Below are 12925 nucleotides of genomic sequence, written 5' to 3' on the forward strand. Positions count from 1 at the left end.
TTTTAAGGCTGCCTGATCAGCATCTGGACACTGTTTCGGGCGATCTCATCGATATCTGCACGATCAAGGTAGATACCGTCGTTAAACAGGCGACAAAGCCCGTGCAGAGCAGCCCAGCTAGACTGTGCTACACGCAGTGTCGGTTGTTCGGGGTCGAAGATTCCCTGTTGCTGCAGCACTTCAACCCATTTCAGCCAGTTGCGGAAACAGTTTTTGGAGATCTGCTGCAGTGACTCGGTCGGTGCTCCTGATTTCCAGATATCCCGGCCATACATCAGGTCGTAGGTTTCTTTCTGTTCATCGGCAAAGCGGATGTAGGTCAGCACGTAGCGCTCGAACAACTCTCGTGCTGTCAGTTGATCCGGATTGGCGGCGATGGATTCGACCAGCGCGTCCTGTTGTTCAAACCCCTGTTCAGCTATGGCGCACAGAAGGGCGTTTTTATCTTTGAAGTGATGATAGGGCGCGGTGCGGGAGACCCCGACCCGGTCGGCCAGACGGCGAATCGAGAGGCTTTCTACACCCCCTTCGGCAATGATGTCGGTTGCGGCCGCCAGCAGCGTGCCTCGGAGATCACCGTGGTGATAGGTTTTTTTAGTGTTAGTCATGGCTGGCAATCTATCAATCAATCTTGACACTGTCAAAATAGAGGTTTATCTTGACGCTGTCTAGATTGTTTTTTGTACATCATCACCGGCCATAAAAATAAAAGGAAGTCCGATGAGCTATCAGACCTTTACTTTGAGTGTGGACAACGGGATTGCCCACCTGCAGTTAAACCGGCCCGAGCAGCGCAATGCGATGAACCGGGTATTCTGGCAGGAGTTTCCCGCGGCTATTCAGGAACTGGATGTTGCGGCTGAAACCCGGGTGCTGGTGATCTCTTCAACAGGTAAGCATTTCTCGGCGGGGATGGATCTGGAAGTATTTACCCAGCCGGATCCGCAGATGTTTAACGGCGAAGCCGGGCGGCGTGGTGAAGCGATGCGTCGTCTGGTGCTGCAACTGCAAGCCTGTTTTTCGGTTCTGGAAGAGGTTCGTTTTCCGGTGCTGAGTGCGATTCAGGGCGGTTGTATCGGTGGTGCGCTGGATCTGGTTTGTGCGACGGACATACGTTACTGCACGGAAGAGGCTTATTTTACGGTCAAGGAAACCGAGCTCGGCATGACCGCCGATCTGGGCACCCTACAGCGCCTGCCGCAGTTGATCCCCGCAGGGCTGGCCCGTGAACTGGCTTACACGGCCCGCCAACTGAGCGCTGCGGAGGCGCTTAAGGCGGGTCTGGTGAATCAGGTCTTTGCCGATCACAGCAGTATGCTGGATGGTGTCATGTCGGTTGCCGCTCAGATTGCTGCACGTTCACCTCTGGCAGTAACCGGCACGAAGCAGATGATCAATTATGCCCGTGACCACAGTCTCAGTGACAGTCTGAGCTATATGGCCACCTGGCAGGCAGGTATGTTCCAGCCTGCTGATATGCTGCAAACTTTCAGCGCTAAAATGTCCGGCAAAGCTCCGGAATATGAAGGCTTGCGGCCCATTATTCCGGCCCTGCACAAGGCGGAATGAAACTGACAACAATAACAGCAGGCAGGCCCGGAGCCGCCTGAACAGGATGAGAGCAGACTTATGAGTAATCACCCATACCCGCATTTGCTGGCCCCGCTTGATCTGGGCTTCACGACGCTGAAAAACCGTGTCCTGATGGGCTCAATGCACACCGGCCTGGAAGAGGCTCCGAATGGATTTGAGCGTATGGCGGCGTTTTATGCCGAACGTGCCCGGGGTGGTGTTGCCCTGATTGTGACAGGCGGCATCGGTCCGAATAAAGTCGGCGCAGTTCATGGGCATGCAGCTCAGATGCTGAACGCCGAAGATGTGGCCAATCATCGTATTGTGACAGACGCTGTGCATGCTGAAGAGGGTAAGATCTGCATGCAGATTCTGCATACAGGACGCTATGCTTATAACCCACAGCCAGTGGCCCCGTCAGCCCTGCAGGCACCGATCAATCCATTCCCGCCGAAAGAACTGAGCGCGGAGGAGATCGAAGAGCAGATCAGCGATTTTGTTCGTTGCGCCAGTCTGGCGAAGGAAGCGGGATATGACGGTGTTGAAATCATGGGTTCTGAGGGCTACCTGATTAACCAGTTTATCGCCAGCCGTACCAACCACCGGGATGATGACTGGGGGGGGGAGTATGAGCAGCGGATCCGATTCCCGCTGGAAATCGTCCGTCGCGTACGGGAGGCGGTAGGTACTGACTTTATTATTATTTACCGCCTGTCGATGCTGGATCTGGTTGAGGGTGGCAGCAGCTATGAGGAAATCGTCAGTCTGGGACAGGCGGTGGAAAAAGCGGGTGCCACCATCATTAATACCGGAATTGGCTGGCACGAAGCGCGGATTCCAACCATTGCTACCAAAGTGCCCCGGGCTGCGTTTACCTGGGTTACGGCTAAGGTGCGTGCAGCCCTGACAGTGCCGGTGATCACGTCAAACCGGATCAATATGCCGGATGTAGCGGAGCAGGTGCTGGCACGGGGGGATGCGGATATGGTATCGATGGCCCGGCCGTTCCTTGCCGATGCCGAGTTTGTGCGCAAAGCCGAAGAGAACCGTGCAGATGAAATCAACACCTGTATCGGTTGTAACCAGGCCTGTCTGGATCATATCTTTGCCAATAAACTCACCAGTTGTCTGGTGAACCCGCGCGCCTGCCATGAAACCGAGTTGCTGATTGAGGCAACCTCTGAGCCGAAGAAACTGGCTGTGGTGGGGGCTGGCCCTGCTGGGCTGGCATTCGCTACTACCGCCGCTCAGCGTGGTCATCAGGTGACTTTGTTTGATGCCGCTTCGGAGATCGGTGGACAGTTTAATGTTGCCAAGCGTATTCCGGGTAAGGAGGAGTTTTACGAAACCCTGCGTTACTTTGGAAAACAGATCGAGCTGACCGGAGTCACGCTGAAGCTGAATACCCGCATCAGTGCTGAAATACTGAATAACTCCGATTTTGACGAAGTGATTCTGGCAACCGGCATTACCCCGCGTAAACCGGAGCTGGAGGGTGTAGATCACCCGAAAGCGCTGACCTATCTGGATGTGATGGAGGGGGCAGATGTCGGTCAGAAAGTGGCGGTGATTGGTGCTGGCGGCATTGGTTTTGATATCTCCGAGGTGCTGGTGCATCAGGGTGAATCGACCAGTCAGAACATCACGGCATTTATGCAGGAATGGGGTGTGGATATGAATATGCAGGCCCGTGGTGGTGTGGAAAATATACCGCAGCAGTTTGAGCCGGCGGCGCGTGAGGTTTATCTGTTACAGCGGAAAAAAACCAAGGTAGGCGCCGGGTTGGGTAAAACCACCGGTTGGATTCATCGTACAGATCTGGCGAAGAAAGGCGTGCGGATGCTGAACAAGTGTGACTACCTGAAGATTGATGACCAGGGGCTGCACTTGCTGGTGGATGGCGAGCCTCAGGTGCTGCCAGTGGATAACGTAGTGATCTGCGCAGGGCAGGAGCCGTGTCGCGATCTGCAGGCGCAGATCACGGCTAAGCCGGTGCACCTGATCGGTGGTGCGGATGTGGCTTCAGAGCTGGATGCCAAACGGGCGATCAATCAGGGCACGCGTCTGGCGGCTGAGATCTGATCGAGCAGAAACGAAAAAGGCCGCAACAGCGGCCTTTTTTAGTGCTTAAAATTCTCAGGCAACGGTTTCAATCAGTTGCGGGAATTCGGTACCCGGATCATTCGGGATCTGCTGGGCCAGACGACTCTGTAAGCGTTCCTGCAGTGCCTGATCCTGCACAGCATTGCTGTCCGGCGGGGTTTCATCTGAGGCTTCAGCCGCCGCAGGTGCTGGACGGTTACGCAGGTTTTCCTGCAGATCCAGCGCACTTTGCAGGTCGATACCACGGAAGTTCTCCGGGCTTTCTCCGGTCTGCTCGGCAAGAAAGCTTTCGATCTGCAATTGACGGGCGACCGGGTCGATCCCCTGATCAGCGCCCCCCGGATTGTTTGTTGCCGGACGGTCGGTTGAACTTGTCTGGCTGACCTGACTGCTGGGCGGCAGCTCAGGATTCAGGGCGACCTGATTCGGTTGCTCCGGCGCAGCGACAGGCTGGGCATTGTTCGGGGTGGCCGAATTGCCCGTCTGGAGCCCTTCACGCCCTGTAGTAAAGGCGGGATTGAGGCCCGGAGAGATAGCGTTGTTCTGCATAAAAACTAACCCAATCGATAATATCTAAACAACTAGCCGGACCAATCGGTCGGCATAGACCCCAAGTATAGCCCATTAATAAAACAGATTGGTTGCATAATATTCAGCAACCAACCCGCTTTTGAGTTGGATCAGTAATTTGCCGGATGCTCAGGGGGTGAGTTGGGTCAGCGTCGCCGCCTGCTGATGGGCCAGATCCGCAAGCAGATGGCGCAGGCTCTGTACCAGTGCCGCGTAGCCTGCTTCTGGCAGGGGCTTGTGCAGGTTGAAGCGCTGCTGGCTGATGGCCGTGTCACCTTTCTGCAGCGTCCAGTAGCCACTGATCACAGCCTCGCCGGCTTCGGTGCCGTGGAACTGATCGATCTGGGTTGTCAGGCTGTAATCCCACTGACGTTGCTGACCGAATTCGCCGTTGACCAACTGGTATTGCGCCAGATTCCGATCCAGTTCGTTATGCAGCACGCGGGTAATTGCCAGCTCTGGCCTTTCGGCCCAGAGATGATTGTTGGCAATCCGTATGTGTTGCTCGCGCGTGAGCAGGGCGATACCCGGGGTGTTGATATAGGCGGCGACCCGAACCGGCTGAATACCGATCACCGGACCGGAGGTGGATTTGCTGTAGCCGGGGCTGTCACTGCTGAGAAGATAGTAACGGCTGGTTTCCCGTTCAGCCTGCTGTGCACAGCCACTGAGGCCGGCGATCAGAAGCAGGCCCAGCAGGGGGCGTAGCAGCTTATTCATTGTTCATACCTCCGGGAAGCGGGTCGGGACTTTTGGGGGCGTCAAAAATCAGTGCGTTGGGTTTCTCATCCAGAGTTTTCAGCAGGGGCTGCAACTGACTCAGCGTCTGTTGCAGGCTCTCCAGCGTTCGACCCAGTTCATGATAGAGAGGGCTCTGTGGGCTGACACCTGTTGCGGCCAGGCGGATCTCCTGCAGGGTGCGGTGCAGCGCTTCCGGCAATGCCTGTGTCTGTTTGTCTGCAACCAGCTTTTCCACCGCTTTCAGGGTGGTGTTGAGTTGACGTATGGTCTGTTCAGAGCTGCCCAGCGTGGAATCGAGCTGGGCCAGTACCGGCTCGACTTTGAGTTGCTCGATCTTATTCAGTACAGCAAGCAGCTTATTCTCAAGCTGGACAAAGCCACCGGATACCGTAGGAATGACGCTATAGCCATCATACTCAGTCATGCTTTGGTTATCTGTCTCCGGGTACAGGTCAAAGTCGATAAACAGGCTGCCGGTCAGCAGGTTGCCGGATTTGAGGCTGGCGCGCATCCCCTGCTCGACCCAGTAGTTCATCGTCTCATGTGCCGTGGGGAGGGTGTCCTTTTCATCCAGATAGCCAAGGCGTCCGGGCTCCAGCCGGATGACGACAGGAATGCGCGGGTCGGTTTCACTGGCGACTTCTGAGATGGTAAAGAAAATACGCTCAACCGAGCCGATACGTACCCCGCGAAATTCAACGGGTGCGCCGGCTACCAGCCCACGCACGGACTGATCAAACAACAGCAGGTATTCGTTGTAGAAAGCAAACGGCTGGTCCCGGACACTGCTGAAATCAGGGTAAAGCCTGAACCGGTCGCCATTGCCGGCGGGGCGTCCCTGTTCTTTGTCATCGAGTACATCAAATGAGACGCCACCACTGAGTAGTGTATCCAGTGTGCCGGTCTGGATATTAACGCCATCGGCGCTGAGGCTGAGATTGATACCGCTGTTATTCCAGAAACGGCTGTCGCTGCTGACTAACTGATCGAAAGGGGCTTTGATAAAGAGGTCATAGATCGCTTCCCGGGCTTTGGGGTCGAAGCTGACCTGTTCAATGCCCCCGACGGGAAAACCACGGAACAGAACGGTATCTCCGACACTCAATGAGTGCGCATTGTCACTGACCAGTTGCAGGCGCAGGCCGGGTTCCGACTCAGAGGTCAGAGGCGGCTCTTCAAGCCCGGTGAAATGGCTGGCGGTCGCGCTGGCATCGCCGGGGCTCATCTCTATGTAGGCGCCAGATAGCAAAGTACCCAGCCCACTCACGCCGGTTGTGCCGATGCGAGGCCGGACCACCCAGAAACGGGTGTTGTTCTTCAGTAAACTTTCGGCTTCCGGTTCGACGCGGGCTTTGATGATCACATCGTTATGCGGGTAGTTCAGTTGCACCGATTCGACTTTACCAACCTCGACGCTGCTCACCTTGAGTTTAGTTTTTCCGGCTTCTATGCCATCGGCGGTGGAGAAACTGATAGTGATCAACTGACCGCGGTTGGCCCACTCGTGATAAACCATCCAGCCACCCATCAACAGGGCAACAAGAGGGAGAATCCAGATGGCGGAAAAACTGCGTTTGCTGCTGATCAGCGGATGGCTGTCAGTGGGGTTCGAATGGGCCATAATTACCTGAGATCATCCAGTAGATCATTAAGTGGAACCTGACTACGGTTAATTGCAGCCATCTCCTCCTGGCTAAGACTATCCCAGATTAATCTGGGGTCAAAGCTCAGTGCCGATAACATAGTCAGAATAACCACACCGGCGAAGGCGATCACCGCTATTCCCGGCGTGATGCTGACCAGCCCGCCCAGTTGCACCAGTGCAGCGAGAACGGCGACCACAAACACATCAATCATCGACCAGCGGCCGATCAGCTCGGTCAGTCGATACATTTTTATCCTTTCCGATACCCGGTGTTGATGGCCATGCTGAACACTGTAAGCCAGCCAGATCAGTGCCAGCATCTTGCCGATAGGGATCATGATACTGGCGATAAAAACGATCAGAGCGATTGGATAGGAGCCCATCTCCCAGAGCACCAGTACGCCACCGAGTATGGTGCTGGGTTCTGAATTGCCCAGCAGCGTAGTGTTCATAATCGGATAAAGATTAGCCGGCAGATAGAGCAGGATTGCGGTAATCAGGTAGGCCCAGGTCTTTTGTAAGCTGTTCGGGAATCGGGCATGCAGCGGGCTGCCGCAGCGTTCACAGTTGGCTGTATCCAGCGGATGAAGCAGGCCGCAGTGGTGGCAACTTTGTAGCTGGTTTTTCAACGCGCTGCCCGGCTCGGTGGATGGCAGTTTGCGGTGGATGCCAGCGATCTGATCAAGTTTCTGCCACAGTTGTGCCGGGTCAACCCGGGTGATAGTGGTGATAAGGCAGAGCGCAAACAGTACATAGGCCCAGAAAGATACACCGATAATGATATCGGCCATTCCGGCGATCTTTACCAGACTGACCAGCACGCCGATCAGAAACACCTCAGCCATTCCCCAGGGGTGCAGGATAAACAGCATCCGGGTCAGGCGATAGAGCCAGGGTGGACTCTGTTCCTGTCTCAATGTGAACAGAATCAACAGGTAAGTGCAGAGGGTCAGAGCCGGAATTAACAGAATGAACAGGGTCAGCAGCAGGGCGAGCAGCGGAAAGCCCTGTTGCAGCAGATCAAAGCCGCTGTTGGCCAGCGAAACCTCCTGCACCCGACCCTGAGACTCAAAGGCCATAAATGGAAAAGGCAGCGAGAGCAGGAGAAATACCAGACCGCTGAAGGCCAGTGCCATCGGAGTATCCAGTCCGCCGGTGTGATGGACTGTCAGGAGATGACCGCAGCGTGAACAGTGCGCTTTTTGCCCCGGCTGGATAGCGGAGAGCTCTTGCACCAGATCGCAGCAGTGACAGGCTATTTTCTCAATGGACATATTCAGCTCTCCGTAGCAGTACGGACATTTTACCCTAAACCTGAGGGAGTAATGAAATTCCCCGCTTCGATGGTAGATCGGAGCAGAGCTGGCTATCTTAAAGTAAAGGAGAACAGCGGGCTGCAAGGGGTTATGGGACAAGAGATCAGTTCACACAGCTTTACAGATGCCGATCACCAGCGTTTCAGGGAGCGCTTGCTACTCAATCTGGAGGGGCTGAAGGCGCTGCTGGATCGACCCGGCTTTGGCGAGGGAACCACGACGCTGGGGGCTGAGCTGGAGCTGTATCTGGTGGACCCGCAGGCCCGGCCTCTGTCGCTTAACCGCGAAGTCATAGAGCGTAGCGGGCATCCGCAGTTAGCGCTGGAGCTGAATCGATTCAATCTGGAATACAACCTGAAACCCGTGCCTGCCGCGGGGCAGCCGTTCAGTCGTCTGGAACACGAAATGCAGGACGCGATCAGTCTGATCAGTCATCACCTGCAGTCTGAGCAGGGCTGCGCTTTGCCGATTGGTATATTACCGACCTTACGACGCAGTGACTTCGGTATGCAGGCGATGACCGATGAATCCCGTTTTTATGCCCTGAGCCAGGCACTGGTGGAGATGCGTGGGCGAATGTTCTGTGTTCACATCGACGGAGATCCGCCCATTTCTCTGCGCTCTAACGATGTCACACTGGAGGGGGCAAACAGCTCGTTGCAGGTGCATATGCGGGTCACGCCGGGCGCCTTTGCGAATACGTTTAACGCCCTGCAACTGGTGACGCCGGTGGTGCTGGCTCTGGCCAGTAATTCGCCCTTTATGTTGCGCCACAAACTCTGGCACGAGACCCGGATTCCGTTATTTCGGCAGACGATAGACGGGCGTAGCCATGAGGCTTGTGATCATGCGCTGCCCTCCCGGGTGGATTTTGGCAGTGGCTGGGTGCGTGAGGGGGCCTATGAGCTTTTTGCTGAAATGGTGCATCTGCATGAGCCGATTATTCCGGTATGTGCTGAGGAAGATATCAGTAAACTGATTGAACAGGGTGAGGTGCCTGCGCTGGCAGAGTTAAGGATGCACTCCGGGACCGTCTGGCCCTGGAACCGGGCAGTGTACGATCCGAAACAGGGTGGGCATTTGCGAATTGAACTCAGAGCCCTGCCAGCCGGGCCTACGGTGGCGGATATGGCGGCCAACGCAGCGTTAGCAATTGGTCTGGCAGAAGGGCTGAAGGATCGGGTTAACGATTTTATTCCCGCGTTGCCATTTCAGGTGCTGGAAAATAACTTCTATCTGGCTGCAGAGCGCGGCCTGAATGCCGAATTGATGTGGCCCGGGCTGGAGCCGCCGGCGCCGTTACGTAAGCTGACGGTGACAGAGATCGCCAAAGAGTTGCTGCCGCTGGCCGACATAGGGTTGTCCCGGCTGGGGGTTGCGGAAGATGAGAGGCGCCATTATCTGGGGGTCATTGCCCGGCGGCTGGACAGCGGTATGACCGGCGCTATCTGGCAGCGGAGGGAGTATCAGCGATTGTGCCGCAAGATGAATGAGTCTCAGGCGCTTACCCGAATGACACAACGTTATATGCGCTACTCTGCGGCTAACCAGCCGGTTTCCGAGTGGAGTAACCGGGCAGATAAGGATAGTTAAATGAAGCAACTGATCAATCCGACAGTGGAGCAACTCGGTGAAACCCCGGAAGCCTTTCTGCGCCTGTTGGGAGAGCCCTGCATGATCTATGTTGAGGGTGAAGAGCGCACCCGGACCCGGGGGCTGGTGACACTCCTGCACGGAAATGAGCCCTCTGGCCTCAGGGCGTTACACCGCTGGCTGCGACAGGGGAGGCGTCCCTGCTGCAATCTGTTGTGTTTTATCCCGGCGGTGGAAGCGGCGTTACTGGACTCTCTGCACAAGCACCGGGTGTACCCCGGAGAACGGGATATGAACCGATGCTTCTTTCCCCCCTATGAGGACCGTCCCGGCAAAGTCGCTGAAGAGATTGTCGATCTGTTTGAACAATACCAGCCGGAAGCGGTGCTGGATATCCACAATACCTCGGGCCACAGCCCGGATTTTGCGGTGGTGACTTACGAAAGTGAGCCTCATGAGGCGCTGGTTTCACTGTTCTGTGATCGTCTGGTCATCACGGATCTTCGGCTGGGGGCTTTGATGGAACGCAGCAGCCGGCGTTGCCCGGTCGTGACGATTGAGTGCGGGGGAGCGGCAGATGAGGCTGCTAACGAGGTCGCATGGCAGGGGCTGCAGCGTTATCTTCACCAGCCGGAGGTTTTGCAACTGGAGCATGGGAAGCAGATGGATATCTATCGTCATCCTGTTCGACTGGAGCTGATTCCCGGTACTGTGGTGGCGTTTGCTGAGGGCTATGTGATCGGTACCGATCTGACGGTTCCGGCGGATCTGGATCGACATAATTTTGGCACGGTAGAGCGTGGAACGCTGATTGGCTGGCTTGGCAGTGAGGCGGCAGAGCGCTGCCTGAGAGTCCACAATGCCAAGGGGGAAGATGTTGGTAGTCGTTTATTTGAAATTCATGGAAATCAGTTGGTTACTGCGGTGCCTTTGAAACTTTTCATGATCACTACCCGGCCGGATATCGCCCTCAGTGACTGCCTGCTCTACGCTGCTGAAGAGCGTGAGCATGAAATTTTAAAGACCTGAGTACAGGCACTCCCGGCGAAGCTTTCATCTCATGGCATAAGCCTGTATAAGTAAGCCTAGCCATGTTTGTTAGTTTGCCCTGATTGTTGTTTGAATCCGGCTGTGGTCGGGCTCCAGTCAGGTAAGAGAAGCTGCCCTGAGATGTTTCACCGGATATTTAAATTTCTGACCGTTAGACCGTTCGCGTTTTCTGCGATGGTGTTCGGTTTTATTCTGGTGATATCGGCACTGTTTATCAGCCATGAACTGGAACGTAACAAGCAGGAAGTAAAGTATCAGGCGTTTGTAAATCTTCTGACGCTGGGGGCGCGCCTTGAAGGCGAGATTAATGCCCATCTGGTTGTATTACGCGGCCTGCGCGCCGAAATTGCGATTAATACAGATATCACCCAATATGAGTTTGAGCAGTTAGTGACTGAATATCTGCGTACTCAGCTCAGTATCCGGCATATCGCCCTGGCCCCCAATCTGATCATCTCCAGTATCCATCCGTTACAAGGTAATGAAGCGGCCCTCGGGCTGGATTATCGTAGTGTGCCTGAGCAGTTCAGCAGTGTGATGAAATCCGTCGAGTTGAATGAAATTCTGCTCTCTGGTCCGGTCAATCTGGTACAGGGCGGAACCGGGTTGATTGCCCGTGTGCCGGTTTTTCTGGGGCATTCGCAGGATAACCTCTGGGGCATTATTGCGGCGGTCATTGATGATGTGGATCTGCTGCAGCGCGCCGGTGTAGACAGCCATCTGTGGGGACTGGATATCGCCATCCGCGGTAAAGATGGTCAGGGAGCTGAAGGCGACGTTTTTTATGGATCACCCGAGGTGTTTAATGATGAAGCGGTGAGTGTGGATGTGATTCTTCCTGCCGGTCGCTGGCAGTTAGCGGCGAATGCCAGAAACGGTTGGCGGGCAACACCCCGGCAGCTTTTTTTCTTCTGGTTTGTTGGCTTTCTGGTTAGCCTTGCAACCTCGATGGCCACCTACCTGATCGCAAGCAACTACCGGGAGAAAGTCCTGGCGATCGAAACCGCCAACTACCGCGCCAATTATGATGTGCTGACCGGTTTATCTAATCGATATCATTTTGGCCAGCGCCTGAAAGCCCTGATTATGGAACACCAGCGGAATCAGCACCATTTTGCGTTGTTCTTTATCGATCTGGATTACTTCAAAGAGGTTAACGATAACTGGGGCCACAGTGTCGGTGATGAGCTGCTGCGGTTGTTTTCAGCGCGCATGAGCAAAATTGTCCGCAGTGATGACTTGCTGGCCCGGCTGGCAGGTGATGAGTTTGTGATTGTTCTGCGTGATCTCGAATCAGCGACACAGGCAGAGCTGCTGGCGGAAAAACTGCAACTGGAACTCGGAGAACCCTATCTGATTGAGGGACAGTATCTGTCTGTGACTCACAGTCTGGGCATTGCTATGTACCCGGATGATGGTGCCGATATGGAGAGCCTGCTGCAGAATGCGGATCGGGCGATGTATGAGGCTAAGCGCGCAGGTAAGAACCGGATCTTTTTCTTTAACGAAGACCTCAGTCAGGAAGTGAAGCGCCATGTTCAGGTGCATAACGAGATTCTTGACGGGTTGCGTCGGGGGCAGTTTGAACTGTATCTGCAACCGATTATGGGGCTGGATGATAATTCGGTGCAGAAGTGCGAAGCACTGGTACGATGGAATCACCCACAGCGGGGTCTGGTCTCTCCGGGCGAATTTATTGCGGTTGCTGAACAGACCGGGGCGATCCGTGCACTGGGTGAGTGGATTCTGGATGAAGCCTGTCATCTGGCCACTCGCTTTGAGGATATGGGGATCGATATTCAGATTTCGGTTAACCGTTCTGTCGCCGAGTTCTACCCCAAAGACGTTGTCGAACGCTGGATGCAGATTCTCGGTCAGCATGGGGTGGCCCGGGATAAGATTGTGTTTGAAATTACCGAGTCCCTGCTGATGGAAGGGGGCGACAGTCAGTTGGAAAAAATTCAGGCACTGCGCGATCAGGGGATAGCCTTCTCGATTGACGACTTTGGTACCGGCTATTCGGCAATTAACTATCTGCGCCACTACCCGGTGGAGTACCTGAAGATCGATCGCAGCTTTGTGACCGACCTGCTGGTGGACGAACAGGACCGGACACTGGTGGAGGTGATAATCAAAATGGGCCAGACCCTGGGGATCAAAGTGATCGCCGAAGGGGTAGAAGATCAGGAGCAACTGGATGTGCTGATCGCCTATGGTTGTGACTATGGGCAGGGCTATTATCTGGGCCGGCCTGAACCTTTTGATCAGTTTGTTGAAGGCTTGCGCCAGCGAACTTCTGCGTAATAGCTAGAAGCTATCAGGCTATTGGTTATTT

The 12925-nt window shown here is 55.0% G+C and carries 10 protein-coding genes; 5 read left to right on the plus strand and 5 right to left on the minus strand.

Annotated elements, in window-relative coordinates:
- Positions 1 to 2: 2 nt before the first annotated feature.
- Positions 3 to 608, minus strand: coding sequence for a TetR/AcrR family transcriptional regulator (locus QUD59_RS10420; protein WP_286236903.1), 606 nt, complete (start codon positions 606 to 608; stop codon positions 3 to 5).
- A gap of 112 nt (positions 609 to 720) precedes the next feature.
- On the opposite strand from QUD59_RS10420, the gene QUD59_RS10425 reads away from it, so the two are divergent.
- Positions 721 to 1569 (plus strand): crotonase/enoyl-CoA hydratase family protein, encoded by an 849-nt coding sequence (locus QUD59_RS10425; RefSeq protein ID WP_286236904.1) that lies wholly within the window; start codon positions 721 to 723, stop codon positions 1567 to 1569.
- Positions 1570 to 1629: 60 nt separating this feature from the next.
- A complete protein-coding gene (locus tag QUD59_RS10430; protein WP_286236906.1) occupies positions 1630 to 3654 on the plus strand; it encodes an NADPH-dependent 2,4-dienoyl-CoA reductase in 2025 nt (674 codons plus the stop codon).
- Between the two features lie 54 nt (positions 3655 to 3708).
- Here QUD59_RS10430 and QUD59_RS10435 read toward each other — a convergent pair whose 3' ends face one another.
- The 4 genes from QUD59_RS10435 to QUD59_RS10450 all read right to left on the minus strand — a co-directional run bounded on the left by QUD59_RS10435 (position 3709) and on the right by QUD59_RS10450 (position 7905).
- Positions 3709 to 4224: a hypothetical protein gene (locus QUD59_RS10435; RefSeq protein WP_286236907.1), complete on the minus strand. Its 516-nt coding sequence runs from the start codon at positions 4222 to 4224 to the stop codon at positions 3709 to 3711.
- Positions 4225 to 4374: 150 nt separating this feature from the next.
- Positions 4375 to 4965 carry a PqiC family protein gene (locus QUD59_RS10440; RefSeq protein WP_286236908.1) on the minus strand — a complete coding sequence of 197 codons (591 nt, stop codon included), beginning with the start codon at positions 4963 to 4965 and terminating at the stop codon, positions 4375 to 4377.
- Entirely contained in the window at positions 4958 to 6607 is a 1650-nt protein-coding gene (gene pqiB, locus QUD59_RS10445; protein ID WP_286236909.1) for an intermembrane transport protein PqiB, read from the minus strand. Before pqiB ends, QUD59_RS10440 begins: the two co-directional genes overlap by 8 nt.
- A 2-nt stretch (positions 6608 to 6609) precedes the next feature.
- Positions 6610 to 7905 (minus strand): paraquat-inducible protein A, encoded by a 1296-nt coding sequence (locus QUD59_RS10450; protein WP_286236911.1) that lies wholly within the window; start codon positions 7903 to 7905, stop codon positions 6610 to 6612.
- Between the two features lie 132 nt (positions 7906 to 8037).
- Between QUD59_RS10450 and QUD59_RS10455 the strand changes: the two genes are divergently transcribed.
- From QUD59_RS10455 to QUD59_RS10465, 3 genes are all read left to right on the plus strand, one after another.
- Complete coding sequence (locus QUD59_RS10455; RefSeq protein WP_286236912.1) at positions 8038 to 9540, plus strand: glutamate-cysteine ligase family protein; 1503 nt, start codon at positions 8038 to 8040, stop codon at positions 9538 to 9540.
- Entirely contained in the window at positions 9541 to 10569 is a 1029-nt protein-coding gene (locus QUD59_RS10460; RefSeq protein ID WP_286236913.1) for a M14 family metallopeptidase, read from the plus strand.
- Positions 10570 to 10710: 141 nt separating this feature from the next.
- A complete protein-coding gene (locus tag QUD59_RS10465; RefSeq protein WP_286236914.1) occupies positions 10711 to 12894 on the plus strand; it encodes a putative bifunctional diguanylate cyclase/phosphodiesterase in 2184 nt (727 codons plus the stop codon).
- Positions 12895 to 12925: the final 31 nt, after the last annotated feature.

The sequence above is a fragment of the Neptuniibacter halophilus genome (assembly GCF_030295765.1).
Lineage (GTDB): Bacteria > Pseudomonadota > Gammaproteobacteria > Pseudomonadales > Balneatricaceae > Neptuniibacter > Neptuniibacter halophilus.

Coding starts and splice junctions, on each gene's coding strand:
- QUD59_RS10430 (WP_286236906.1), top strand. CDS start 1,630: ATGAGTAATCACCCATACCCGCATTTGCTGGCCCCGCTTGATCTGGGC.
- QUD59_RS10465 (WP_286236914.1), top strand. CDS start 10,711: ATGTTTCACCGGATATTTAAATTTCTGACCGTTAGACCGTTCGCGTTT.
- QUD59_RS10460 (WP_286236913.1), top strand. CDS start 9,541: ATGAAGCAACTGATCAATCCGACAGTGGAGCAACTCGGTGAAACCCCG.
- QUD59_RS10435 (WP_286236907.1), bottom strand. CDS start 4,224: ATGCAGAACAACGCTATCTCTCCGGGCCTCAATCCCGCCTTTACTACA.
- QUD59_RS10420 (WP_286236903.1), bottom strand. CDS start 608: ATGACTAACACTAAAAAAACCTATCACCACGGTGATCTCCGAGGCACG.
- QUD59_RS10455 (WP_286236912.1), top strand. CDS start 8,038: ATGGGACAAGAGATCAGTTCACACAGCTTTACAGATGCCGATCACCAG.
- pqiB (WP_286236909.1), bottom strand. CDS start 6,607: ATGGCCCATTCGAACCCCACTGACAGCCATCCGCTGATCAGCAGCAAA.
- QUD59_RS10450 (WP_286236911.1), bottom strand. CDS start 7,905: ATGTCCATTGAGAAAATAGCCTGTCACTGCTGCGATCTGGTGCAAGAG.
- QUD59_RS10440 (WP_286236908.1), bottom strand. CDS start 4,965: ATGAATAAGCTGCTACGCCCCCTGCTGGGCCTGCTTCTGATCGCCGGC.
- QUD59_RS10425 (WP_286236904.1), top strand. CDS start 721: ATGAGCTATCAGACCTTTACTTTGAGTGTGGACAACGGGATTGCCCAC.